The following is a 24,292-nucleotide window of genomic DNA, read 5'->3' as shown; positions in this document are numbered from 1 at the left end:
TTTTCTTCTGCAGCGGGGTCTTTCTTCCCATTCTCCCAGTTCCCAGCCGATGTCTGAGCCGACGGTAACTTCCACCCCTCGCCCCTGGAGCCAACGCTTCGAGGGATCCCTGCACCCTGCCATCGCCCGCTTCAACGCCAGCATCGGCTTCGACATCCGCCTGCTGCCCTACGATGTGGCCGGATCCCTGGCTCATGTGCAGATGTTGGCCGCTTGTGGCATCCTGACCCAGCAAGAGGCCGACCAGATCCGGTGGGGATTGGAGCAGATCCAACAGGAAGCGGCTGCCGGCACCTTCCGGCCCGATCCAGAGGCAGAGGATGTCCACTACGCCGTCGAGCGTCGTTTGGTGGCTTTGGTGGGGGAAGTGGGAAAAAAACTGCATACCGGGCGCTCCCGCAATGACCAAGTGGCCACCGATCTGCGTCTCTATCTGCGAGATCAGATCGATCACCTTCGTCAAGCCCTCTGGGAGCTGCGCGGAGTTTTGTTGGACTTGGCCGAGCGGCATCTGGAGACAATTCTGCCCGGCTACACCCATCTGCAACGGGCTCAGCCGATTAGCTTGGCCCACCACCTCTTGGCCTATGAAGAAATGTTCTGGCGAGACTGGCAACGGCTGGGGCGGGTGCGGGAAGAGGTGAATGTCTGCCCCCTCGGATCCGGGGCTTTGGCCGGCACTTCTCTGCCCATCGATCGGCAGCTCACCGCCCATCTGCTGGGATTTGAGCGGATCAGCGCCAACAGCTTGGATGCCGTCAGCGACCGGGACTACCTGGTGGAGTTCCACGCTGCCGCCAGCTTGATTTTGGTGCATCTCAGCCGCCTCTCGGAAGAGATGATCCTCTGGGCTTCCCAGGAGTTCGGCTTTGTCACCCTCACCGATGCCTGTGCCACCGGCTCCAGCCTCATGCCCCAGAAGAAAAATCCCGATGTGCCGGAGTTGGTGCGCGGCAAGGCGGGGCGGGTGTTTGGCCATCTCCAGGCTTTGTTGGTCACCTTGAAGGGGCTGCCGCTGGCCTACAACAAAGATCTCCAAGAAGACAAAGAGGGACTATTCGACACGGTCGATACCCTGAAAGCCTGCCTAGAGGCGATGACCCTTCTGCTGCGGGAAGGGATCCAATTTCAACCTGAGCGCATGGCGGCTGCTGTGCAGGAAGATTTCTCCAACGCCACCGATGTGGCCGACTACTTGGTGCGCAAAGGGATCCCCTTTCGCACAGCCCATGATTTGGTGGGGCAGATTGTGCGCATTTGTTTGGCAGAGGGGATCCTGCTGCGGGATCTGCCCTTGGAGCGCTGGAAAACCTTCCACCCGGCCTTTGAGGCGGACATTTTGACGGCCATTGAGCCCCGCCAGGTGGTGGCCACGCGGCTCAGCGCCGGGGGAACGGGCTTTGCTGTGGTGCGAGAAGCCCTGCAACGGGCCCAGGCCCGCCACCAGCAGCCAGAGCCATCGGAAGAAACTCCACAAACTTAAACTGAACTCAAGGAGAGTTTGCAATTCTTGGGTTCTTCTCGCCAGTGTGTGCCATCCTGAGGTTCTCAGCCATCCAACGCAACTCCCAGCCTGTTGGCCTCTTCCCTGGGTATCGTTCCATGTTGGATAACCTCACCGCCCACGTCCTCGAAAATGCGGCCAAGCGTCGCTGGCGGGAACGCGCCTACAGCCGATTTTTGCAAGATTGGCGACGGCAAGTGGTGCTGCTGCGCCGTCAACGGGCCGGCGAATTTGGCCCACCCCTGGGGGATCCCTCTTGTGTTTTCAGTGCCCACTCGGCCTGGTTGCGCTGTGCCGTCCATCCGCAAGGGCCGTGCCAGGGTTGCCCCCACTATGCTCCTGTCGCCCCTTCAAAGCCAGAGCCACCTCTGGGTTCACTCGATGGACGGGTCTGACCGCGCCACACTGGTGGCCGAACATTTTCAGCAGCGGCGGCCTCTGCGGAACGGCCTGCCCGTTGCGCCCCAATGGCATCCGCTGTAGCTAAGTTGAGGGATCCCCGGCCAACTTGTGCCAGAATAAAAGAACGGTAACTCCATCGGCAAAGGCGAGATTCATGGCCCTCTACCTCTCGGCAGACCACCTTCACAGCATCCGCCAGCACGGCGAACAAGCCTTTCCCCACGAGAGCTGCGGCATTTTAATTGGGGAAATCCGGGGATCCGACAAGATCATCCACGAGCTTTGGTCGGTGACCAACACCTGGGATCAAGCGGAAAACCCTCTGGCAGACGGGGAATCCAGCCGCCGCCGCTTTTTGATCGATCCGGCGGATTTCAAGCGGGCCAACGACCACGCGGTGCGCAAAGGGCTGGGGATCCTGGGCACCTATCATTCCCATCCCAACCATGCGGCCATTCCCTCCGAGTTTGATCGGCAGCATGCTTTTCCTTGGGGCTTTTCCTGTGTGATCGTCAGTGTGCGCGAGGGCAAGGCAGAAGAGGTGGTGAGCTGGGTTTTGGATGAGCAGGAGCAGCCCCAACGGGAGCCGATGCAGATGCTGGAAGACATTCGCATCCCCCCGCTCCCGGCTTTGGCAAGCTAGAGTCGTTTGGGCTTTGCCGCTGTTTGAGGCTGAAGTTCACGGCTAAGTTCAGTTGGGATCCTTGAAAGCTGGGATGGGCGCCACCGGAAAAAGCGGTAGTCTAGTGCTGAACCTTGTCTGTAACATAGCTGAATCCTCAAAGTCAGTAGACAGCCCCAACAAGATCGACAAACGGATAGGTCAGCCCAGATCCTCTGGATCCTCAAAAGTCTCCAGTAGATATCCAAGATCTCTCCCCGAACTCCCATGGCAACCAAAGTTCTGATCCCCTCTCCCCTGCGCCCCTACACCGACAACCTGGAAGCTGTCGAGATCGAGGGCAGCAATGTTGGCGAAGTGATGGGCAACCTCATCGCCCGCTATGGCGAGCTGAAGCGCCACCTCTACACCGAGGATGGGAAGCTGCGCAATTTTGTCAATGTCTACCTCAACGACGAGGATGTGCGCACGTTGCCCCAAGGCAACAACACCCCCGTGGGAGAACAAGCCGTCATCAGCATCGTTCCCGCTATTGCTGGAGGGTTGTGAGCATGTTGAACCTGGATACCAGCCAAGTTAGCCTCTCCCGCGAAGAGATGGAGCGGTTTTCTCGACATTTGATCCTGCCCGAGGTGGGCCTAGAAGGACAGAAGCGGCTGAAAGCGGGCAAAGTGCTGTGCATCGGCACAGGCGGCCTTGGCTCGCCCCTGTTGCTGTACTTGGCGGCAGCCGGCGTGGGGCGGATCGGCATTGTCGATTTTGATGTGGTGGATGTGTCCAACCTGCAGCGGCAGGTGATCCACGGCACCTCCTGGGTGGGCAAGCCGAAGGTGGAATCGGCCAAGAACCGCATCCTGGAGATCAACCCCCACTGTCAAGTGGATGTTTACAACACCGCCCTGAAGGCCCACAACGCACTGGAGCTGTTTGCCAACTATGACGTGATTGTGGATGGCACCGATAACTTCCCCACCCGTTACCTGGTGAACGATGCCTGTGTGTTGACGGGCAAGCCCAATGTCTACGGCTCGATCTTCCGCTTCGAGGGACAAGCGACGGTCTTCAACTACGAAGATGGGCCCAACTACCGGGATCTCTACCCCGAGCCGCCCCCACCAGGACTGGTGCCCTCCTGCGCCGAAGGGGGAGTGTTGGGGATCCTCCCCGGCATCATCGGTGTTATTCAAGCTACCGAAACCGTGAAGATCCTGCTGGGCGTGGGCACAACCCTAAGTGGGCGGCTGCTGCTTTACGATGCCCTGAACATGAGCTTCCGGGAGCTGAAGCTGCGCAAGAACCCCGCCACTCCTCCCATCACCCAGCTTATCGACTATGAGCAGTTCTGCGGGATCCCGCCAGCCCAAGCCACAGAACAAGCTGGCCAGACAGAGATCCCCGAGATCACTGTGGCCGAGCTGAAAGCGCGGATGGATGCTCACCAAGACTTTGTGTTGGTCGATGTGCGCAACCCAAATGAGTGGGAGATAGGCCGGATCCCTGGTGCTCACCTGATCCCCCTGCCCCAAATTGAAAACGGCGACGGGGTGGAGCAGGTGCGTCGCCTCCTTAACGGCTCAGAGCTGATCGTCCACTGCAAGAGTGGGGCACGCTCGGCCAAAGCCCTGAAGATCCTACAAGCTGCTGGGATCCAAGGAAAAAACCTGCGCGGGGGGATCCTCGCCTGGGCAGAGGCTTACGATCCCTCGATTCCCAAGTACTGACCCTGTCTTGGGATCCCTAGCTGTTGCCCGGTTTGCTCTAGCATAGATCCGGCAGATCCGGTGCCCAGAGCCGGCTGTGCCAGGTTTTCCCTTTTTGCGTCCCCTTTTCCATGAGCGCCATCCCGCAGGCCGAGACAGAAACGATCTTCCACTCCATCCCCGAAGCCCTCGAAGACCTCAAGTGTGGTCGCATGGTCATCGTGGTCGATGACGAAAACCGAGAAAACGAAGGGGATCTGGTCTGTGCTGCCCAGTTTGCCACGCCCCAAGCTATCAACTTCATGGCCACCTACGGGCGGGGCCTTATCTGCCTGGCCATGCAGGGATCCCGCCTCGATGAGCTGAAGATCCCGCTGATGGTGGGGCAGAACACCGACAGCAACCAAACTGCCTTCACCGTCAGCATTGATGCTGGGCCAGAGGCTGGAGTTTCCACCGGCATTTCCGCTGCCGATCGCTCTCGCACCATTCAGGCGGCCATTCACCCGCACACGCGACCGGAAGATCTGCGCCGGCCTGGGCATGTCTTTCCGCTGCGGGCACGGGAGGGCGGAGTACTCAAACGGGCTGGCCATACGGAAGCAGCGGTGGATCTGGCGATGTTGGCCGGGCTGTATCCGGCAGGGGTGATTTGCGAGATCCAAAACCCGGATGGCTCCATGGCCCGCCTGCCCCAGTTGATCGAATATGCCCGTCAGCACGATTTGAAGATCATCACCATCGCCCACCTCATCGAGTACCGCTTGCGCACCGAACAACTGGTTCACCGAGAGGCTGCCGCCACCCTGCCAACGGAGTTTGGCCAGTTTCGGGTTTACGGCTACCGCGATAGCCTCAACCAAGTCGAGCACCTGGCCCTGGTGAAAGGGGATCCGACCCAATTTGCCGCTGAGCCCGTCCTGGTGCGCGTCCATGTGGAGTGTCCCCTAGGGGATGCGCTGGGATCCCTGCGCTGCGATTGTCGCCGCCAATTGACAGCGGCCCTGAAGATGATCGGCCACCAAGGCAAGGGGGTACTGGTGTACCTGCGCCGGCAAGAGCAGGAGCTGAGTCTCATCGAGCAAATCAAGTCCTACGCCCGGCAAGATCTGGGACTTTCTGAAACCGCGCCACCGGTGGCGATGGACTTGCGCGATTACGGCATCGGCGCCCAGATCCTACGGGATGTAGGGGTGCGCAAAATGCGCCTGATCAGCAACACCTCTCGCCACATCAGCGGCTTGAAAGGATTTGGCCTGGAAGTGGCCGAGCGCGTGCCCCTGCTGGTGGAAGAGCCGGATCTCAATTTGCATGTGGAGCCGTCCTGTTCCCTGAAACTGTTGCTGCACGACGCTGGCGCAACCGATTCCGGCTCAAGCCTGTAGCGCGTTGTAGGGCCGAGGGCTATGGTGGAACAAAGACTGGGGTGCAGCCGGCTCGCCATCCACCACATAAGCCTTGGATCCCCAGCCCCAGAAAGACCAGAAAGGACGTTCGGGCCCCGATGGAGCCGTCATTGCTATGCGACGCTTCCGCGCTGGTGACAGGGGTGCGGAGCACTGGCGCGCCGGTAGGAGGGAGTCCCTGGCTGTCGGGCTCAACAGTTGCTTCGGCAAGACGGGAATGTCGGATCCCACCTGCGACCACACTTCATAGCCCTGAGGGCGCACCACCACCAGGCTGATCAGGGATCCGTGATCCATGTCGTAGCGGCAACTGGCGATGGCCTCTTGCAGCTGAGAAAAGCCCCGGTTGAAGACGTAAAAATGGTCTTGGAAGCGGATGGCCTCCCAGAAACCTTCCCGTGTAACCGCCACATAGTCGTGATTGGCGGAGGCGTAGTCGAGGATCACCATGCGTGTAAAGACTGATCAGCGATGAATCAAAATGAGAGAGCTTTTACCGTATTTTCACTTAAGCACGATCTTGGGCAGCCTGTCATCCGCAAAATGGCTCACCTGCAACAAGGCTTAATGCGTTTCTTTACTCTGCAAACCGCTGCCGCCCGCCTCTCTATCCCCTCCGGCTCCAGGGATCCCACCCAGTTCCCGTCGCAGCTCGGCCATGGCTGCTTCTCCGATGTGGGGGGTGGCGCAGACTAGGTTGGGTGTGCGGATTAGATCGGCTCGGGCTTGGCGCACCAAGACCCGCAGGGTGGGGTAGCTGGCCTCATCGCAAATCAGCGTATGGGCGCGGCGGATTAGGGATCCCACCCGTTCCGTATCCGAGATCACTGCCGTCAGCACCAGCAGGTCTCCCCGCAAACTGTGGACGATCGCCTCGGCAACCTCCAGCAGGGCAGTGCTGATGCTCACCAGCCCCAGACAGGCGTAGGAAGGCAATTGGCGGATCAGGGCAATTTCGCGGGCGTAGTCGGACACCTCCACTGTCAGAACACGGGCCCCCCGGGGTTGGGCAATGGCCTCGACGGCGCTGAGAAAATAGTGCAGCGTCACCACAGTGCCGGAATGGATCTGATCCAGAACGGTGGCCAGCTCCTCCAGGGGCACCAACTGGACCCGGATGCCCAAAGTCTGCTGGATTTGCTGGGCCATCAGTTGTCCTGTACCCAAATCCCGGTTGGGCACACACACCAGCACTTGGGCACTGCAGCGCAATCGCCAATCGATCTCCGCTAGCAGCAGATCCCGCACCTGCTCCAAAGAAAACCCCTGCTGCAGCAGCTGGTCGATGCCCTGGCGCACCTGCTCCAGGACCTGTCGGGATCGATCCAGGTTTTCCCCCAGGCCGCGAGAGTAGTTAACCACCTGGCGGGCGGAGCGGCTCACGTAAATGCCAGATCCAGCGCGGGTTTCCACCAGGCCCATAGCCTCCAATTGGCGGTAAACCTTGTGGATGGTATTGCGGTGCAGGCCCGTTTGCATAGCCAATTGACGGGTGCTGGGCAGGCGGTAGCCGGGAGGAAATTGCCCGCAGGCGATGGCAAAGCAGAGCAAATTAAAAAGCTGTACGGAGCCAGGGATCCCGCTCCCCGGCTGGATGGAAATGCGCATCATGGCCCGTTTTTCTCCCTTTGACAACGCCGTTGCGAGCCCGTTTCTGGGCTACGTAAGAATCCCTCGACTTCAGTCGGCGGGAGTGTCAACTGCCTGCAAGATAGCGCCGACGCCGGATAGACAAGCTCCAGAGGAGATCGGGATTGAGAGCCCTATTCGGGGATGCGGTGCATCCGGCTGGGATCCCAACTTAAAGTCACCTCCGTCCCTTCCGGCAACTGCTGCAAATTCAGGCCGGGGTTGGGTTGCACAGCCAAAAGTTTCACCTCACAGCCCGACACCCATACCTGATAGCGAATGAAAGCCCCTAGATAAGCAGTGTCGCAAATCCGTCCCCGCAAGCGGCAGTGGCCATCGGGGATCCCTTCTTCAGATAAGTCAATCCGAATGTGCTCCGGGCGCAAAGCAAACAGGGCCGCTTCTCCCACGCATCGTTCCGCCAGGGATCCCTCGATCAAGTTGGTTTGGCCGATAAAACCGGCTACAAACCGGGTGGCAGGTCGCTCGTAGAGCTCTGCCGGGGATCCCACCTGTTCGATGCGCCCGCGATTGAACACGGCAATACGATCGCTCATGGTCAGGGCCTCTTCTTGGTCGTGGGTGACGTACAAAAAGGTGAGACCAAGGCGGTGTTGTAGGGCCTTGAGTTCAAACTGCATCTGTTGGCGCAACTTCAAATCCAGCGCCCCCAAAGGTTCATCCAGCAAGAGCACCTGCGGTCGGCCAACCAAAGCCCGCGCCAAGGCCACCCGTTGCCGTTGCCCCCCTGAAAGTTGGCTGGGTTTACGGGATCCCAGATCGGGCAGTTGTACCAGCTCCAGCGCCTCTTGCACTCGCTTTTGGCGCTCCTTCGGCGGTATGCCGCGGATCATCAAGCTGTAGCCAACGTTCTCCGCCACCGTCATGTGGGGGAAGAGAGCATAGTCCTGAAACACCGTGTTCACAGGCCGTCGGTAGGGCGGCAGACCCAAAACATTCTGGCCGTTCAATTCGATCTGACCCTCATCCGGACGCTCAAAGCCCGCGATCATCCGCAAACAGGTGGTTTTGCCCGAACCCGACGGCCCCAACAACGTAAAAAACTCCCCCTGCTGCACCTCCAAATCCACCCCGTCCACCGCTTGGATCCCGGAAAAGTTGCGGCTGACCCTCCGCAAACGAATGGCAGGCGGGGATCCCTCCTCTCTCCCGGCTTGAGCTTTGGCGGAGCTGACATCAGAGGCGAGGACAGATTCGGCAATCATATCGACACAGGCAGCAAATGAACCCATTATGAGGGATCCATTTACAGAGGTTGACAGGTCTCAGCAAGGCCGGAAAAGTCCCAGGCCAAGAGCAGAGATAGTGTGGCGCAATCGCCTGCGGTGAAAGCTCGCCGGAAACCCACCCGACCGGTCGCGAAAGCGGGCCGGAGGCCTTGTTTTTGCATGGGATCCCTTGACCACTGGGGATCTGAGTCCCACCCTTGTTACAGAAATTTAGAATCGTTACAATAAGTTAGAATCTTTGCTCATCTTTGCATCGCAGGTTTTATCCTATGGCACCCTCTCAGCAGTTTCCCGTGCTACTCGCCTCAGCTTTGCGTCACGACAGCGTAACTCCGCGCTGGTCTCAGGTGGCGTGGACCGTTTTGCGGGTGGTGGCAGGGCTATTCATGATTCACAACGGCCTTGACAAACTGGCAGATATCGAAGGGTTTGCGACGGCTTATGTAGAAGTGATCGGGTTGCCCTTCCCGATCTTTTTTGCTTATGTAGCCGCCTATACCGAGCTGATTGCAGCCCCCATGGTGGCGCTGGGCTTGTTGACCCGCGGGGCAGCGTTGGGTTTGTTCGCCACGATGGCAGTGGCCATGTTCCATCACATTAAGGTGGCCGGCTTCAGCGTTCCCTACTTGGAGCTATCCGCCATCTACGCAGCGATCTTCCTGGCCTTTGCGGTGAATGGGGGGGGCTGGTTCTCTGTGGATCAGCTCTTGGTGAACGCAATCGAGTCGTGGCTGAACCGCTCCAGCCGGGAAAAGTTGGAGAGCTTGCAGTCTTCGTTGCAGGCCACGGAACGGGTAATTGCGCTGGGCGAGGAAGAGGCCGAGGCCGCCAAGACCACCGGATCCTGAGCTTTGGTGGCCATTCCCGATAGCGGCGAGGCTGCTCCTCTCTCCCTCTGAGAGAGAGGTTAGCTAAACCGCCGGGAAGCCCCGCACTCTCTGCAACAGCAGGAGGGTCGGGATGAAAGGCGTATATATCCTGTGCCATAATCAACATGGCTGTACAAAACGGCGTTGCCGGAATCTGGTACAGCTACGCGGTGGGACATCCCGTGTCTGCGCGTGGAGGGTTCTTGCAGTAGCTCCCCGATGAAGCGCGAAGCCCACGCTGTACCTGTAGGGTCAGTGATGGGAGTATGTCACCAGTGAGAGTCATCCTGCTAAATGCGGCTGGCGGCCCGCTCCATCAGGCGTTGGTGGGTGGAGCGCACAGGCTCTCCTGGCTTGGGTTGCCGCTGCACGTAGGTGCCATCAGGGCGCAACTCCCAGGCTTGCCGGTTGTCCGTCAGGCAGATGTCCAAGATCGCCTTGAGCTCCCGCTGCAACGCGGGATCCTCCACAGGGGTAACCACCTCAACCCGTCGATCCAGGTTGCGGGTCATGTAGTCGGCGCTGCCAATGAAGTATTCTTCCTGGCCGCCATTGTAGAAGTAGAAGATGCGGGAGTGCTCCAGGAAGCGCCCGATGATGCTGATCACGCGGATGCGTTCGCTTAGGCCGGGGATCCCGGGCTTGAGGCAGCACATGCCGCGCACAATGAGGTCGATCTCCACCCCGGCTTGGCTGGCCTCGTAGAGCAGCCGGATCATTTCCGGGTCGGTGAGAGAGTTGATCTTGACGATGATACGCCCCTGGCCCCCCGCTTGGGCATGGCGCATCTCGCGGCGGATCAGGGCTTCCATGCCTTGGCGTAGGGTTCTGGGGGCCACCAAGAGCTTGCGGAATTGCCGTTGCCGCGAGTAGCCCGTCAGCAGGTTAAACAACTCTGTAACGTCGTTGCAGAGGGTCTCGTTGCAGGTGAACAGGCCCAGGTCAGTGTAAATGCGGGCGGTTTTGGGGTTGTAGTTGCCGGTACCGATGTGGACGTAGCGGCGCAGGGATCCCTCCTCTTCCCGCACCACCAAAGCCAGTTTGCAGTGGATTTTCAGCCCCGGCAGGCCGTAGGCCACGTGGACCCCGGCTTTCTCCAGCTTTTTGGCCCAGAGGATGTTGTTTTCTTCGTCGAAACGGGCTTTGAGCTCCACCAGAGCGGCCACCTGCTTGCCGTTTTCGGCGGCCTGAATGAGGGATTTCACCACCGTCGAGTCGCCGGAGGTGCGGTAGAGGGTTTGCTTAATGGTGAGCACCTGCGGATCGTTGGCGGCCTCCTCCAGAAACCGCTCCACGCTGGCGGCGAAGGAATCGTAGGGGTGATGCACCAACAGATCCCCTTCCCGGATGACGGCAAAGATATCCACCGGCTCATCGCTGACCGAGGCAGTGCGCAGGCGGGGCGGGGTGACCGGCCCCCAAGGGGGATCCTTCAAATCGGGCCGATTCAGGCTGAGAAACGCCATCACCCCCCCCATACTCAAGAGGCCATCCACTTCGTACACCGAGTCACTGTTGAGGCGCATCTCTTCGCTGAGCCGTTGTCGGATGGCTGCCGGAGTTTGGCTGGCAATCTCCATGCGCACCACTGAGCCGAAGCGGCGCTTGCGCAGCTCTTCTTGAATGGCAGCCAGCAGATCGTCGGCCTCGTCCTCTTGGATTTCCAGATCGGCATCCCGGGTGATGCGGAAGGGGTAGTACTCCAGCACCTGCATGCCGACAAACAGCGCTTCCAGATGGTGGGCAATCACCTGATCCAGCGGCACAAAGCTCACCCCATCCCGCAGCGGCACAAAGCGGGGCAAGGTATTGGGCACCTTCACGCGAGCAAAATGCTCCTTGCCAGTCTCTGGATCCCGCACCACCACCGCCAAGCTGAGGCTGAGGTTGGAGATGTAGGGAAAAGGATGGCCTGGATCCACTGCCAAGGGGGTGAGCACTGGAAACAAACGCCTCTCAAAGTAGTCCCGCAGCTCCTGCCGTTCCGACTCGGCCAGCTCGGAAAAATCGCGGATGTGAATGCCCTGTTCCGCCAGCTTGGGCACCAGTTCCTGCCGGAAGCAAGTGTGCAATTTGCGAATCAGGGGGCGCAGGTGGCTCGAGATCTGCTGCAACTGCTGCTGCGGTGTAAGGCCATCCGGGGTTAGCACCAACACGCCCGTTTCCAACTGACGACGGATCACCGCCACCCGCACCATGAAAAATTCGTCCAGGTTGCTCTCAAAGATGGCCAGAAACTTCAGCCGCTCCAGCAGAGGTGTGCGCTCATCCAGGGCCTCGTGCAAAACCCGGGCATTGAATTCAATCCAGCTCAGCTCCCGGTTGAAATACTGCTCCGGCAGAGCATAGCCCTCTTGGATGGGTGTAGTCCGGATCCCTGGTTGTCCGGCATCAGGGGGGCAGCCCGTCGTGTCGGGGTTGCAGGGTGGCCAGGAAGGGTCAGTTTCCTTGGGACGCGGAGTCATGACGACAGAGGGCTGGGTTATCTCAAACACGTCAACAACAGCTGGAGCCGACCCAATCCTATCCTGCGGGGTTCTGCTTAGGCGAAGGAGAAGTGCCCAAGACGGGCTTGGGCGGACGTTCAGGCAACAATCCTTGAGAGCGCGTCAGAAGAATGACCTGGAGCAGGATCCCGATCAACAAAATGCGCAAAGGGCCAGCCCGGGTGGCCCACTGGGGCGGCAAACGGTTGGTGAGCCACTCGCTGCCCGACCACACCCCCCAAATCACCAGCGCTCCCAGCAAGGCGCCGCGATTGTTGCCACTGCCCCCTGCGATCAACATCACCCAAACGATGAAGGTGGCAAACTCCGGTTGAAAGGCTTCTGGGCTGATGAAATTGACAAAATGGGCGTAGAGGGCCCCCGCCAACCCCATGAGCATGGATCCCAGCACAAACGCTTGCAGGCGAAACTGGAGCACATCTTTGCCGGCAGCCAGGGTTGCCGGTTCATCCTCGCGAATGGCCCGCAGCACCCGCCCCCAGGGGGAGCGATAGGCCCGCTCCGCAGCCCAATAGACCACCGCCAAGATCAACAGCACCAAGCCCAAGTAGAGAAGGGTATCCTGACCTGGGATCCAGCCGCGAAAGGGTCGTGGAATGCGGGTAATTCCCCGTACGCCATTGGTCAGCCAGCCCTCATTTCTCAGGATTTGGCTGATGATCTCAGCAATGCCGATGGTGGCGATGGCCAAGTAGTCGGAACGCAGCTTCAGGGTAATCAACCCGATCAAAAAGGCAATCGCCCCGGCGACAGCCACAGCTATGGCAAAACCCACCCAAAAGGGCAGATTGAAGCCGCCCAAATGCTCGGCGCTTGGGGGTGTGGTGACAATGGCGCTGGCATAGGCTCCCACGGCAAAAAAAGCCCCCACCCCGATGTTGAACATGCCGGCGTAGCCCCACTGGATATTGAGGCCCAGCACCAGCACGCCGTAGATCCCCACCAAAATCAAAAAGAAAATGCCGTAGCTCAACATCAGACATCCCCCCCACCCGGGGATCCCAGTAATCCTGTGGGTCGGAAGATCAGCAGCAATACCAATATGGCGAAGGCCACCCCGGTTTTATAGGCCGGGTTGATCACCAAGGTCGAGAATTCTTCCGCCAGGCCGATCACCACTCCTCCGGCAATGGCCCCGTAAGGGCGACCGATGCCGCCGAGAATGGCCGCTGCAAAAATGGGCAACAATAGCCGCCAGCCCATGGTGGGGTGCAGCCGGGTATCCATACCCAGGAACACACCTGCTGCACAGGCCAAAGCTGCGCCGATGGCCCAAGTCCAGAGGACGATCCGCTCTGTATCAATGCCGGTAATCTTGGCCAGCTCAAAATTGTCGGCCATGGCCCGCATCGCTTTGCCCACCCGCGTGCGTTGTAAGAAAAGATGCAGGGCCACCACCAACAGGGCTGTTCCCACCAGGATCACTGCCCAATCGGGCTTGATGCGCAGCTCTCCAAGCCGCCACGGCAACTGGATCCCGCTGCGGTACACCTGATTGTTGGGCCCCCAGATGATCTGCACCAGGCTGCGCAGAATCAGGGCGGTGCCAAAAGAAGAAATGAGCAAGATCACTGGTGCCTCCCGGCGCAGGCGGCGATAAATGAGTTGGTCGATCCCAACTGCACAAAGTACCGTGGCCAAGGCTGCCGGGATCAGGCTCACCCCAATCGGCCAACCCAGCCCGACCAACGTCAGGCCGAAGTAGGCCCCCAGCGTCATCAGATCCCCATGGGCAAAGTTGGCAAAGCGCAAAATGCCAAAGGTCAGCGACACCCCAATTGCTCCCAGGGCGTAGATGCTGCCCAAGACAAGGCCGTAGATGAAAAGTTGCAACAGTTGGGTCACGCTTGCCCCCAAAAACACTTTGCCCTGATAATGCCACGGGTTTGCCGAGAGCGGGATCCGGCTCAGCGCAGCGGAAGGATACGGCTGATCGCGCCAGCGGGACGGAGTCCTAAGAAAGCTAGGGTAGGGGAGAGCGCCCACAAGGAAGAAGATCCATGCAGTCCAGGTCTTTGTCCATCCTCAGCTCCCTGGCAGCTTTGGCCCTGTTGAGCCTTGCCTGCGGAGCGCTGGAGCCATCCCCAGACAGGGATCCCACACCTGCGGATCCCATTCCCACTCCCCAGTTAATCTACGAAGACATCACCCTCACCCAGGCCAGACCGGATGGTGCCATTCTCTGGCGCTTACAGGCTCGCCTGGCCGAATATGAGTCCCCCCCAGAAAATGGTGCCGCTCCTGTGCAGTTGGGATCCGCCCATTTGCAGGCGGTTCAGGGGGAATTCTTCGACGAAGACAACCGCGCCATCCGCACCCGCGCCGAGCGAGGATCCGCGTACCCCGGCGAACGACGGCTGGAATTGACGGGTCAAGTCGAGGTGGAATCAGAGCGGGATAATCTGCGTCTGCAGGCCCAACGGGTGGAATGGCTGCCGGAACAGCGCCGCCTCCAAGCCGAGGGCCAGGTGAAAGTGGAGCTGTTGGAGGGCCAGGGATCCCTGTGGGGGGATCGGCTGCTCGTTGATTTTGGCCAAGCCCAGATGCAGTTGGAGAACTGGGATCCCACTCAGCCGGTGCGGGCAGAGTACCGGGATCCGGATCTGGAGCTGGCTGCCAGCCGTTTTCTGTGGCAATTTGGCGTCGGGGAAGTGCAGGCAGTAGGGTCTGTAGAGGTTTACGCTCCCTTACAAGCTTTGCGCCTCAGGGGCGAGCAGTTGCGGGCTCCCCTGCCTCTAACCAAGTTGCGCATATTGGGCAACGGGCAAGCCAAAGCCGAGCAAACCGGTCAAGAGCTGCAGGCCCAGGAGATCCGCTGGCGCATCGGCTCCACCCAGCTGCAGGCCCAGGGCAACGTGCGCTACCGCCAGCCCGGCCAGGCTTTGACTGTCAGAGGCAACCAAGGGATCCTGGATTGGCAGGCCAACACTGCTCGGATCCAGGGCAACAGCCAAACCCAGCTCACTTTGCCCTGAGGAGGCGGTGGGGGAAGCAGAAAGCTGGCCGAGAGCATGGCAGGATAGGGATACCTTTAAGGAAAAGTATCGGGTGAGTTGTGGTGAGCTTTGAGGACTCCGTCCGAGTGGCGCAAACAGGACATTCCCCTGCAAGGGCTGGCGCTGCTGCAGAACGCCCCAACATCCTGCTGATCGTGCTGGATACCCAGCGGGCAGATCGTCTCTCCTGCTACTGGTCGGAAGCGGAGCGTGCCCGCCAAGTGCCCACCAGCCCCAACCTGGATCGGCTGGCCGCCGAATCCACCCTCTTCGAGCGGGCCATTGCCCCCGCCCAATGGACCATTCCCTCCCACGCTTCCCTGTTTACGGGGGAATACCCCAGCACCCACCAGACTGTCCAAGCAGATCTGGAGCTGAGCCCCGCCCTGCCCACCCTGGCAGAGCTGTTGCAGCTGAGTGGCTATACCACCGTGGGCTTTTGCAACAACCCCCTGGTAGGGATCCTGAAAAACGGCTTGCGGCGCGGCTTTGAAACCTTTTACAACTACGGCGGCGCTCTGCCCACCCGCCCCCCCGAGGGCAACCCCTTGCCTGCCCCCCTAAACCGCTGGCTGGCCGCCTACACCCAATTTTGGCGGCGGCTCTCCTACCCGGTGCAAAATGCCTTTGCCCGCTCCGACACCCTCTTCCAACTGGCGCTGCACCCCTGGTTTGCCTCCCTCTGGACCCGCTTGGTGAACTTCAAGGGCAACACCGCCGCCTCGATTGCCGACCTCAACCGCTACCTGCAGCAGATGGCCCGCCGCCGGTCGGATCCCGGAGCACGGCCCTTCTTTTGCTTTGTCAACCTGATGGAGCCCCATCTGCCCTACTGGCCGCCGGAGCCCTTTGTGCAGAAATACGCCCCCTATTTCAAAAGCAACCGCGAGGCCCGCGACTTTTTGCGCCAATACAACGCCCAGCCCTACCGCTGGATGGCGCCCCTGCCGGAACCCCTCTCCCCGCTGCAAGCTCAGGTGCTGCGGGATATCTACGATGCAGAGGTGGCCTACCAAGATCACCTACTGGGATCCGTCTTCGACACCCTGCGCCACACCGGCCTGGAGCAGAACACGCTGGTGGCCATCGTCGCCGATCACGGTGAAGGGCTGGGGGAACACGACTTCGTCGGCCACGCCTTTGTGGTCTACGAAGAGCTGATCCGCGTGCCCCTCATCCTGCGCTATCCCGGCCACTTCCCGGCAGGAAAACGCATTGCCACCCCCGTTTCCACCCGCCGCCTCTTCCATACCCTCCTGGAAGCTGCCGGCTTTAGCCCCAACCTTTCCCCCAACGGTGCCCCCTGTGTCAGCCTCAAGCTCCGCCGCGAGGTCGCCCGCCTCAGCTTGGCCCGCACCTTGGCAGGGGAAGATCCCGAGCAGGGAACAGTGCTCAGCGAAGCCTTCCCGCCCCACCTCCTCATTCGGGCTATGGAAAGCCGTAACGACAGCCTGCTGCGGGCGCGTGCCTGTTACGACATCCGCCGTGCCCTCTATGAGGGGATGACCAAGCTCATCCAAACGGGGGATCGTCCCAGCCTCTACAACTTGGAGCAGGATCCGGCGGAGCTGCGGGATCTGCTCTGGGTCGGCGACGGGGATCCCGTGTCCTCTCTGCCTGATGTGGACCCGCAACGCTGTCACGACGGGTCGGCGGGGGAAGCCGGCTGGGGATCCCTTTCCCCCCAGGCTTGGCTGGCTCGCCTGCAGCAGGGGCTGAGAACGTGGGTGAGCTGGGCAGAGTCCCGGCGGCCTAGCACGGCTCCTCGCAAGGTGAATGTGGAAAGCGATGCCGACTTGGTGCGGCAGATGCAAGAGCTGGGCTACTTGGAGTAGGCAGGGATCCCGCTATTCCAGCCCTCCTTCCTCCTCCCTGTGATCCCGCACATAGCCGTTTAGATCGTAGTCATCCATGTCATCCATCTCCTCCGGATCCGCCGTTGGCCAATCCTCATTTTGCCCGCCGATAATCACGCGGCTGAGGCCGATGTATTCCAGGCTGAGGGTGCGCAGGGCGTTGATCAACACATCCAGCGCCATCGCATCGGCGGTGCCCAGATCAAACCAGCAGCGGGCCCAGTTGTCCTTCTCTTCCAGGGATCCCATGTTGTGCATCAGGGAAGGCAAGGGATCCGATTCGTTGGGATACTCCAGATAGCTCAGATCCGCCTCTGCCTCTTGGGCCACCAGGCGCTCGGCGTTAAATCCCCCCAGTTTGCCCAGCACGTACCATGACTCCAGCACCTCGTTGAGGTACTCCAGCTCAGCTTCGACCGGCGGCTCGGCAAACTCAAACCAGATCCACAGATTTCCCGGATCGCACTCGCGAAACTCCACTTGCATGGACAGTTCCTGATGCATTCACGCTGAACTCTCCTGAACATAGTTCAGGAAAGAAGCGATCGCATCCTGCCTATCTCTGAGCAGGAAGGCGGTATCCCGCAAAGCCCTGAGGAATACCCCCCGAGCGCTTTCCCCCTTCACTTCCCGGCAACCGTTGCGGTGGACTCAAGGATCAGGGGGAAACTTGGTCTACTATATCCCTCTCAATGACTTTTGCCAAACCGCCTAAAGCTCAGTAAATTCAGCAAAGTTCAGGGTTTTGGGGGTTAGAGGCATGCTCTGCTGCGGCCTAGCCTTTGATCATAGTCCGGCTCTGCTCGCCCGTTGGTCTGGGAATCCGTCCGTCAACACATCTTGCGGGCAGGGTGACTGCACAGAGCCGTGGGATCCCTCCTGCCTATGCCGAAGGACTCCATCCAAGTAGCGCGAACGGCGGTTATGAGGGACGCAGCGCAAGCGATCGCAGGGAAGCCAGTGGCAACCAGAGGGCTCTAAAGCATCCTATACTGTTGCGGCTGTCCGAATCACGAGGAACCTGCCGCTTATGTCTGAGCTTCTCCCTTTGCCTTCCCTCCAAGACCGGGTGGCTGTGGTCACCGGAGCCAGCCGGGGCATTGGCCGGGCGATTGCCCTGCACCTGGGGGCCATTGGAGCAAAAGTGGCGATCAACTACGCCCGCTCCGCTGCCGAAGCCGAGTCCCTGGTGGAGGAGATCGCGGCCCTGGGGGGAGAAGGGATCCCTGTGGCCGCCGATGTGTCTTGCCCAGAGGCGGTGGAGAGCCTGTTTGCCCAGGTGATGGAGCGGTGGGGTCGGGTGGATGTGCTGGTGAACAATGCCGGCATGGCCCGCGACACCCTGCTGCTGCGCATGAAGCCAGAAGATTGGCAGGCGGTGCTGGATCTCAACCTGACGGGGGTCTTTCTCTGCCTGAAGACAGCTGCCAAGATCATGGTGAAGCAGCGCCAGGGGCGCATCATCAACATCACCTCGGTGGTGGGCTTGGTGGGCAATGCCGGCCAGGCCAACTACAGCGCCGCCAAAGCAGGGGTGGTGGGCCTCACCAAGACAGCAGCTCGCGAGCTGGCCAGCCGCAACATCACCGTCAACGCCGTGGCACCGGGGTTCATCACCACCCAAATGACCGAAAAACTGGATCCTGGCCCGATTTTGGCGCAGATCCCCCTGGGGCGACTGGGATCCCCGGCAGAAGTGGCAGGGCTGGTGCGTTTTTTGGCGGCAGATCCGGCGGCGGCCTACATCACAGGACAGGTTTTCGCCATCGATGGCGGCATGGTGATGAGTTGAGCCTTCTACCACGCCAGGGCTAGGCCATCGGCACGAGGTTCGGAAGCTGCAATGAAGTGATCCCCATCCCGCAAGAGGATCTGTCCCCGGCCAAAAAGGCCGTAATCCTCTTCTGCCTCCACCACCTGCACTGCATGGCCGCGGGCGGAGAGTTCGCGCACCACCTGGGGCGGCACCGTGCTCTCCAGCGCCACCTGCGGGATCCCCTGATCCCACAGCACTCGCCAGCGGGGCGCATCCAGAGCCGCCTGGGGGTTCAGGCCGTAATCCACCAAATTCACCACCACCTGCACATGGCCTTGGGGCTGCATTGCCCCCCCCATGACACCAAAAGGGCCGAGGGGGATCCCTTCTCTGGATAGAAAAGCGGGGATGATCGTGTGGTAGGGGCGCTTGCGGGGGCCCACCTGGTTGGGATGGCCGGGCTCCAGGGTGAAACCCGTGCCGCGGTTGTGGAGAGCAATGCCCGTGCCCGGAACCAGCAGACCACTGCCGAAGCCATCGAAATTCGACTGAATCAAAGACACCATCAACTCACCATCAGCTGCAGCCAGGTAAACCGTTCCCCCCTCCGGCAGCCCTGGCTGGGCCAGGGGGATCGCCTCCCTCCCGATCAACTGCCGCCGCCGCTGTGCATAAGCCTTATCCAGCATCTGGGCAGGACTGACCCGCACATACTCCGGATCCGCCACCTGTCGGCTCACATCGGCAAAGGCCAGCTTCATTGCTTCAATCTGCAGGTGATAGCGCTCGCCGGCATCGTAGGAGATCCGACCCAGCTCAAAACCCTCCAAAAGGTTGAGCGCCATCAAAGCGGCAATGCCCTGCCCGTTGGGGGGGATCTCCCAGACGGTGTAGCCGCGGTAATCTGTATGGATGGGTTCCACCCAATCGGCCCGGTGCTGGGCCAAGTCAGCGGGGGACAGGAAGCCGCCCGTGGCCTCCGAGAAAGCCAGCAACTTCTCCGCCAGCTCCCCCCGGTAAAAACTCTCCCCACCGCTACGGGCAATCTCTTCTAGGGTTTGAGCATGCAGGGGGCTGCTCCAGCGCTCTCCAGCCCGTGGGGCACGCCCTTGGGGAAAGAAAACGGCCTTGAAGGCCTCGTGGCGGGGATCTGGCAGGGGCAAATAGATGGACTCCGCCGCCTGCCACAGTTGGGCCACCCGGGGAGAGACCGGAAATCCCTCTTGCGCCAGACGAAGGGCAGGCACAAACAGACGCTCGAACGGCAGCTTTCCCCAGCGCCGGTGCAAGGTCTGCCAAGCGGAAACTGCCCCCGGCACCGTCACCGCTAACCAATCGTAGGGGGGGATCCGCCCATAGTCCCGGTACCGCTCCGGCGTCAGGGCGGCTGGGCTGCGACCGGAAGCATTCAACCCGTACAGCTGACCCTCCTCCCCCCCCTCCCACACCAGAGCAAAGGCATCGCCGCCAATGCCATTGGAGGTTGGCTCCACCACCGTCAAAGCCACCGCCATTGCCACGGCTGCATCCACAGCATTGCCGCCCGCCCAGAACATCTCCATGCCCGCCATTGCCGCCAAAGGTTGGCTGGTGGCCACGGATCCCTGTCTGCCCATCACCACCCGTCGCCGCGAAGCAAACGGATAGCGATCCAGGGCCTGCCGCAAAAAAGTGGGTGCTGGCATATCGCTACGCGACGCTCTCGCGAATGGGCTGGGCTCCCTACACAGGCAGGTTATCGCTACGCGACGCTCTCGCGAACAGGAGTGCGGCCAACTCCGCAAAGCTGTCCACCACCACATCTGCCCCGGCGTGGCGCAGTTCCTCGGCGGTGAAAGCCGTCGTGAGGCCCACCGCAAAACAGCCAGCCCCCTTAGCGGCGCGGATCCCATGGGTAGAATCTTCAATCACCCAACACAACGCCGGATCCAACCCCACAGCGGCAGCCGTTTTCAGGTAAGGCTCTGGGTCGGGCTTGGCCCGCTGAATGTCTTCGGCGGTAATCACCGCGTCAAACCAGCGGTGCAGGTCGAAGCGCTGGAAAATCTGCGCTTGATCCCGGCGGATGGCCGAAGTGGTGACGGCCAGGGCAGAAAAGCGCTGGCGGCTGGCCGCCAAAAACTCCAGCACCCCCGGCACCAGGGGTACCTCTGCCAGCAGCTCGCCAAAAGCCTTGGCCTTTTCCTCGATCAAGCGCTGCACCAGCAGGGGCCGTTCTGCAGGTGGGGTGTCCGTCTGGTGTTGGACAAGGTACTCGAACATGTCGCGGTCGGTGCGCCCCTTGAACTGCAGGGAGATGGGGGCCAAATCCAGGGATAGGTGGCAGCGTTGCAGGGCAATGGCCCCGGCGCGGGCATGGATTGGTTCCGAATCCACAATCACCCCGTCCATATCGAAGAGCAAGCCGGCAGTCACGTCAGCCTTCCCCTGTTGTAGGCACAGCACTTTGGATTGCATAGACATTATCGCTACGCGACGCTTTCGCGAATGGGCAACCACGGGACAGGGATCCTCTTAACAACCCTACTGCCCCGTCTCCATCCCCCACCCGCAGAAGCGGCTGGTGATCTGCCAAATGGGATCCAACACATCGGTCAGGGCGTGGTCGCTCTCCACCGCCACCAGTTGGGCCCAGGGGCGACGGGCCACATAGTCTCGACTGGCTTGAATGGGGATGGTGTCGTCTTGGATCCCGTGCACAATTAGGGTGGGCACAGGCCGTCGTAACCCCCCATCCGGGTAGCGCTGGGCATCGGCGACAAAGCCGTACTCCAAAGGGAGAGGGCGGCCTTCTCCGTAGTGAAACACCATGAGCTGTCCGGTTCGCTGCCAAGTCTCCACCGCCTCTGCCCCCAGCCGCGGCAGCCAATGGCCTAAAAAGCCAAAAGCCGGCGCCAAAAGCACCAAGCGCTGCACGCAAGGTTGTCGTTCGGCAACCCAAGCAGCCACCAGGCCCCCCAAGCTAGAGCCGATGAGGGTGACAGGGGGGTAGTTCATCTCGGCAAGCTGGCTGGAAACCTGCTGGATCTGGCGGGTCAGGGTGAGCTGGGCAAAATTGTCCTGGTTCAGATCAGGCACCTGAACAGGGATCCCCACCTGCTGCAGCCGCTGCCGAAAGAAAGTTGCCTTGGCCGACTGCGGCCCAGAGCCGAATCCATGCAGGTAAATCGCCAACACGGAAAGGGATCCCTATGGCCCTGTGGCTGCCGAGAGCCAGCCCGCCCCCAACACCACGCTGATGGAGAGGAAAAGGGTCGCTACCGTCCAGGTGATGCGGTTGAGGTTTTGCTCAGCACTCTTGGAGCTGGAGAACAGCTGGGCCTGCCCGCCAATGCCCGCCAACCCATCCCCCTTAGGGCTGTGCAGCAGCACCAAGATCACCAGCAAGATGGCCGAAGCCGACCAGAGAAACTCGAAAAACGCTTCCATCGCAGCGGATCCCTGTAGGGCAAGTTGCTAAGGCCATTATCGCTTGGAACCGCATCTTAGCGCACCCTGTCTCGGCATCGCTCCCATTTCAAACTCAACTCGTTCAAACTCAACTCGGCAGGCCCAGACCCATCTACTTGCTTCTCAGGTGGAACGGGTGCTGCTCCTTCTGGGGGTGTTGCTTTGCCTCAAAAAACGACCCCAAACGGGGCCGCCCGGTCTTTATCCAGCCCTTATGGAGATCTCCAGTGGATCCCCACCTCACCTACAAGGGCAAACAGTATTCACCTCAGTAGCTTACGCCCCGGTAGGTCAGGGGCTGATGAGGGTGAGGCATCGCTTTCTTGCTGGTGTGGTGCACACAGAAGGTTTGACCGCGATACTGAGCCTGCAACTCCTCATCGCTGAGCTGAGTATGCGCGGGAACGTAGTCAAAGGTGTTGCCACGGAAAGAGAGTTTCATATATCGCCTCCATCAACGAAGGGTTGAGTTTGTTGTCGTTGGGCCCTACGCCACGGAAAGAGTGGCGCGATTCAGTTGAGGCGCGTTCCTTCGGGAAGACCCCTACTTCCGTCTCTGCACAGCTCCAGGCCACTGGTGAGCCAACTGCAGAGGTGAACGATTTATCCTATGTCTGTATCATAACTTACGGTTTTGCAGGTTTTTTGGGGGATTTATAGAAATTTAATCCGGCCATACCCGCAAAAGGGATCCCTTGCCGTCGGCTCTTCCGCGGCTTCTCGGGCCTGACTGGGCAATCACCTATGCACTTTTCGGAATAGATTGCCGCAACCGGTTCCGGGCCCAGGGCACCAATCCCATATTCGGCCAGTCTCCGCAAAATTCTGATTTCTTCTATTTCACCGCCTGCGCAAGTGCCTGCAGCCCTGCTCGCAGACGTTCCTCGATGTCGGCCTCTAGCTGTAGTGTTCCGGCAGCGTCGAACTGAATTTGAGAACTCAGGATATAAACCCCTCTCAGGATGTGGGTTGCCCCCATCACCGCCAGCACAGGTTTCATCGCAAAGTCGATGGACAGCAGATGGGCCAGGGTTCCCCCGGTGGCAATGGGGAGAATCACTTTACCGGTAAAGGCGTCTTGATCCAGCAAATCCAGCAGTGCCTTCAACACACCTGGATAGGAGGCTTTGTAAACGGGAGCAAAGATGACGATCCCGGTAGCTTGGGCCACCTTTTGCTGAATTGCCTTGAGTTGAGGGCTATCGAACTTGGCCAGTGCCAGATCCTCTGGGGGCAAATCCCGCACCGAAACAAACTGAGTGGTCAATCCCAGATCGGACAGGATCCCGGCAGCGTGATGTAAAACGGCTTCTGAGCGAGAAGGAGTGCTGGGACTACCGGAGAGCAGGAGGATGCTGGACATAGGCCGCAGACAGAATACTGCCTCAGTTGTACCAGGGATCCCATGTGAAAGATGATTAACCCACTCTCGCCCTGCCCCAGCATGCACGATAGCTTTGTCTCTCGACGTCATTCCCTGCTGGTCAAATTGCGGGCAAAATATGCCCCCCGACTCCCCACCTACTCAAGGGGTCGGGAACGTGATAGGTTAGATTCAGCAAGGGTTTCAGCTTGCTAAACTTGAGATTGATTTACGCGGGCGTAGTTCAGTGGTAGAACGCTAGCTTCCCAAGCTGGATGTCGTGAGTTCGAGTCTCATCGCCCGCTTTCCCCAACCAACCGGCAAAACCCGCTTTCCGCAAGCATTCCCGGGCTTGGCCTAGTCCGGGAAATCAATGAGCTCAAGGTAAAAAGGGGTAGTTCGGGGTCAGTAAGATCTCCTTGGCCAGTGCCCAGTTAGGCAATGAAGCATGCAACTTTACGAGTACGACTTCTATGCCTGGACGCAAAAGCAAGCCGCACTGCTGAAATCGGGGCAGTGGGATCAACTGGATATCGCCAACTTGGTGGAGGAAATCGAGGCTTTGGGCAGGCAAGAACGCCGGGAATTGCTGCACCGGCTGGGGATCCTGGTAGGGCATTTGCTGAAGTGGCAATTGCAACCCCACCTGCGAGGCAAAAGTTGGCGGGCAACGATTACCGAACAACGCCGCCAGATCCAGCGATTGCTCAGAGACAGTCCCAGCCTCAAGCCCGATCTTTCGGCAGCCCTGCAAGAGGCTCACCAGGACGGGATCCTGTTGGTGGTGAGAGAAACACCATTGTCTGAAGCAGATCTGCCTGCCCAGTGTCCCTACACATTTGAGCAGGTGATGGATCCCGACTTTTATCCTGGCAAGGAAGATCCCCAGTAAACTACCCGACACCCGCGCTACGCGCAGGGTGCGGGCTTTATCCCAATCCCTAGCGGCCCCAGAGGACAGCTAAGTTTCGGAATTTCAGGC

At 60.1% G+C, this 24,292-nt stretch carries 24 protein-coding genes, 1 tRNA gene and 1 riboswitch; of the genes, 12 read left to right on the top strand and 13 right to left on the bottom strand.

The annotated features are described in order from the left end of the window. Positions 1 to 49: 49 nt before the first annotated feature. The 6 genes from argH (at position 50) to ribB (ending at position 5,613) form a co-directional block, all read left to right on the top strand. Positions 50 to 1,483 carry an argininosuccinate lyase gene (argH, locus tag ACVWXZ_RS09960; protein ID WP_414349809.1) on the top strand — a complete coding sequence of 478 codons (1,434 nt, stop codon included), beginning with the start codon at positions 50 to 52 and terminating at the stop codon, positions 1,481 to 1,483. Positions 1,484 to 1,602: 119 nt separating this feature from the next. After that, positions 1,603 to 1,899 carry a DUF6464 family protein gene (locus ACVWXZ_RS09955; protein ID WP_457403611.1) on the top strand — a complete coding sequence of 99 codons (297 nt, stop codon included), beginning with the start codon at positions 1,603 to 1,605 and terminating at the stop codon, positions 1,897 to 1,899. Positions 1,900 to 2,060: 161 nt separating this feature from the next. Further along, positions 2,061 to 2,549, top strand: a complete 489-nt coding sequence (locus ACVWXZ_RS09950) for a M67 family metallopeptidase (RefSeq protein WP_011433657.1) — start codon at positions 2,061 to 2,063, stop codon at positions 2,547 to 2,549. 246 nt (positions 2,550 to 2,795) lie between these two features. Continuing rightward, positions 2,796 to 3,077 (top strand): MoaD/ThiS family protein, encoded by a 282-nt coding sequence (locus tag ACVWXZ_RS09945; protein WP_011433658.1) that lies wholly within the window; start codon positions 2,796 to 2,798, stop codon positions 3,075 to 3,077. Between the two features lie 2 nt (positions 3,078 to 3,079). Further along, the gene (gene moeB / locus ACVWXZ_RS09940) at positions 3,080 to 4,249 is read left to right on the top strand and encodes a molybdopterin-synthase adenylyltransferase MoeB (RefSeq protein WP_011433659.1); all 1,170 of its coding nucleotides are present in this window, start codon (positions 3,080 to 3,082) and stop codon (positions 4,247 to 4,249) included. A 110-nt stretch (positions 4,250 to 4,359) separates the two neighbouring features. Next, complete coding sequence (ribB, locus tag ACVWXZ_RS09935; protein ID WP_457387606.1) at positions 4,360 to 5,613, top strand: 3,4-dihydroxy-2-butanone-4-phosphate synthase; 1,254 nt, start codon at positions 4,360 to 4,362, stop codon at positions 5,611 to 5,613. On the opposite strand, the gene ACVWXZ_RS09930 is transcribed toward ribB, so the two are convergent. The 3 genes from ACVWXZ_RS09930 to ACVWXZ_RS09920 all read right to left on the bottom strand — a co-directional run bounded on the left by ACVWXZ_RS09930 (position 5,602) and on the right by ACVWXZ_RS09920 (position 8,516). After that, positions 5,602 to 6,084, bottom strand: a complete 483-nt coding sequence (locus tag ACVWXZ_RS09930; RefSeq protein WP_457482463.1) for a hypothetical protein — start codon at positions 6,082 to 6,084, stop codon at positions 5,602 to 5,604. The two genes, ribB and ACVWXZ_RS09930, sit on opposite strands and share 12 nt — an antisense overlap. A gap of 114 nt (positions 6,085 to 6,198) precedes the next feature. Continuing rightward, positions 6,199 to 7,242 (bottom strand): GntR family transcriptional regulator, encoded by a 1,044-nt coding sequence (locus ACVWXZ_RS09925; protein WP_457482467.1) that lies wholly within the window; start codon positions 7,240 to 7,242, stop codon positions 6,199 to 6,201. 155 nt (positions 7,243 to 7,397) lie between these two features. Then, positions 7,398 to 8,516, bottom strand: a complete 1,119-nt coding sequence (locus tag ACVWXZ_RS09920; protein WP_457482462.1) for an ABC transporter ATP-binding protein — start codon at positions 8,514 to 8,516, stop codon at positions 7,398 to 7,400. A 290-nt stretch (positions 8,517 to 8,806) separates the two neighbouring features. Between ACVWXZ_RS09920 and ACVWXZ_RS09915 the strand changes: the two genes are divergently transcribed. Continuing rightward, the gene (locus ACVWXZ_RS09915) at positions 8,807 to 9,361 is read left to right on the top strand and encodes a DoxX family protein (protein ID WP_414418374.1); all 555 of its coding nucleotides are present in this window, start codon (positions 8,807 to 8,809) and stop codon (positions 9,359 to 9,361) included. 311 nt (positions 9,362 to 9,672) lie between these two features. Here the strand turns inward: ACVWXZ_RS09915 and ppk1 are convergent, their stop codons facing one another. From ppk1 to ACVWXZ_RS09900, 3 genes are read right to left on the bottom strand one after another with little or no spacing between them, the layout of a single operon-like run. Further along, positions 9,673 to 11,847, bottom strand: coding sequence for a polyphosphate kinase 1 (ppk1, locus tag ACVWXZ_RS09910; protein WP_457439571.1), 2,175 nt, complete (start codon positions 11,845 to 11,847; stop codon positions 9,673 to 9,675). Positions 11,848 to 11,905: 58 nt separating this feature from the next. Next, on the bottom strand, positions 11,906 to 12,865 hold the full coding sequence (locus tag ACVWXZ_RS09905; protein WP_457387603.1) for a branched-chain amino acid ABC transporter permease: 960 nt from the start codon (positions 12,863 to 12,865) through the stop codon (positions 11,906 to 11,908). Further along, positions 12,865 to 13,734: a branched-chain amino acid ABC transporter permease gene (locus tag ACVWXZ_RS09900; protein ID WP_457439573.1), complete on the bottom strand. Its 870-nt coding sequence runs from the start codon at positions 13,732 to 13,734 to the stop codon at positions 12,865 to 12,867. The genes ACVWXZ_RS09905 and ACVWXZ_RS09900 overlap by 1 nt, the downstream gene beginning before the upstream one ends. 155 nt (positions 13,735 to 13,889) lie before the next feature. On the opposite strand from ACVWXZ_RS09900, the gene lptC reads away from it, so the two are divergent. Both lptC and ACVWXZ_RS09890 read left to right on the top strand, forming a co-directional pair. Beyond that, positions 13,890 to 14,864: an LPS export ABC transporter periplasmic protein LptC gene (lptC, locus tag ACVWXZ_RS09895; protein WP_457482461.1), complete on the top strand. Its 975-nt coding sequence runs from the start codon at positions 13,890 to 13,892 to the stop codon at positions 14,862 to 14,864. An 83-nt stretch (positions 14,865 to 14,947) separates the two neighbouring features. Then, complete coding sequence (locus ACVWXZ_RS09890) at positions 14,948 to 16,720, top strand: sulfatase (protein WP_457482460.1); 1,773 nt, start codon at positions 14,948 to 14,950, stop codon at positions 16,718 to 16,720. Between the two features lie 12 nt (positions 16,721 to 16,732). On the opposite strand, the gene ACVWXZ_RS09885 is transcribed toward ACVWXZ_RS09890, so the two are convergent. After that, positions 16,733 to 17,227, bottom strand: a complete 495-nt coding sequence (locus ACVWXZ_RS09885; RefSeq protein ID WP_457384829.1) for a DUF3531 family protein — start codon at positions 17,225 to 17,227, stop codon at positions 16,733 to 16,735. Between the two features lie 544 nt (positions 17,228 to 17,771). Here ACVWXZ_RS09885 and fabG point away from each other — a divergent pair. After that, positions 17,772 to 18,533 carry a 3-oxoacyl-[acyl-carrier-protein] reductase gene (gene fabG, locus ACVWXZ_RS09880; protein ID WP_457403619.1) on the top strand — a complete coding sequence of 254 codons (762 nt, stop codon included), beginning with the start codon at positions 17,772 to 17,774 and terminating at the stop codon, positions 18,531 to 18,533. 5 nt (positions 18,534 to 18,538) lie between these two features. Here fabG and ACVWXZ_RS09875 read toward each other — a convergent pair whose 3' ends face one another. From ACVWXZ_RS09875 to ssuE, 6 genes are all read right to left on the bottom strand, one after another. Then, positions 18,539 to 20,182 carry a gamma-glutamyltransferase family protein gene (locus tag ACVWXZ_RS09875; protein WP_457403621.1) on the bottom strand — a complete coding sequence of 548 codons (1,644 nt, stop codon included), beginning with the start codon at positions 20,180 to 20,182 and terminating at the stop codon, positions 18,539 to 18,541. Positions 20,183 to 20,219: 37 nt separating this feature from the next. After that, the gene (locus tag ACVWXZ_RS09870) at positions 20,220 to 20,954 is read right to left on the bottom strand and encodes an HAD family hydrolase (RefSeq protein WP_414343669.1); all 735 of its coding nucleotides are present in this window, start codon (positions 20,952 to 20,954) and stop codon (positions 20,220 to 20,222) included. Positions 20,955 to 21,020: 66 nt separating this feature from the next. Next, positions 21,021 to 21,674 carry a YqiA/YcfP family alpha/beta fold hydrolase gene (locus ACVWXZ_RS09865; protein WP_414343667.1) on the bottom strand — a complete coding sequence of 218 codons (654 nt, stop codon included), beginning with the start codon at positions 21,672 to 21,674 and terminating at the stop codon, positions 21,021 to 21,023. 12 nt (positions 21,675 to 21,686) lie between these two features. After that, entirely contained in the window at positions 21,687 to 21,926 is a 240-nt protein-coding gene (secG, locus tag ACVWXZ_RS09860) for a preprotein translocase subunit SecG (RefSeq protein ID WP_011433676.1), read from the bottom strand. 289 nt (positions 21,927 to 22,215) lie between these two features. Beyond that, positions 22,216 to 22,389, bottom strand: a complete 174-nt coding sequence (locus ACVWXZ_RS09855; RefSeq protein WP_083757650.1) for a DUF4278 domain-containing protein — start codon at positions 22,387 to 22,389, stop codon at positions 22,216 to 22,218. A gap of 79 nt (positions 22,390 to 22,468) precedes the next feature. Continuing rightward, positions 22,469 to 22,550, bottom strand: a riboswitch (Glutamine riboswitch). A 232-nt stretch (positions 22,551 to 22,782) separates the two neighbouring features. After that, positions 22,783 to 23,310: an NADPH-dependent FMN reductase gene (gene ssuE / locus ACVWXZ_RS09850; RefSeq protein WP_457403623.1), complete on the bottom strand. Its 528-nt coding sequence runs from the start codon at positions 23,308 to 23,310 to the stop codon at positions 22,783 to 22,785. Between the two features lie 233 nt (positions 23,311 to 23,543). Between ssuE and ACVWXZ_RS09845 the strand changes: the two genes are divergently transcribed. Next, positions 23,544 to 23,615, top strand: a tRNA-Gly gene (locus tag ACVWXZ_RS09845). Positions 23,616 to 23,758: 143 nt separating this feature from the next. Continuing rightward, entirely contained in the window at positions 23,759 to 24,202 is a 444-nt protein-coding gene (locus ACVWXZ_RS09840) for a DUF29 domain-containing protein (RefSeq protein WP_011433679.1), read from the top strand. Positions 24,203 to 24,292: the final 90 nt, after the last annotated feature.

The sequence above is a fragment of the Thermostichus sp. MS-CIW-38 genome, from assembly GCF_054058415.1.
This window is presented reverse-complemented; position numbering and strand designations above follow the sequence as displayed.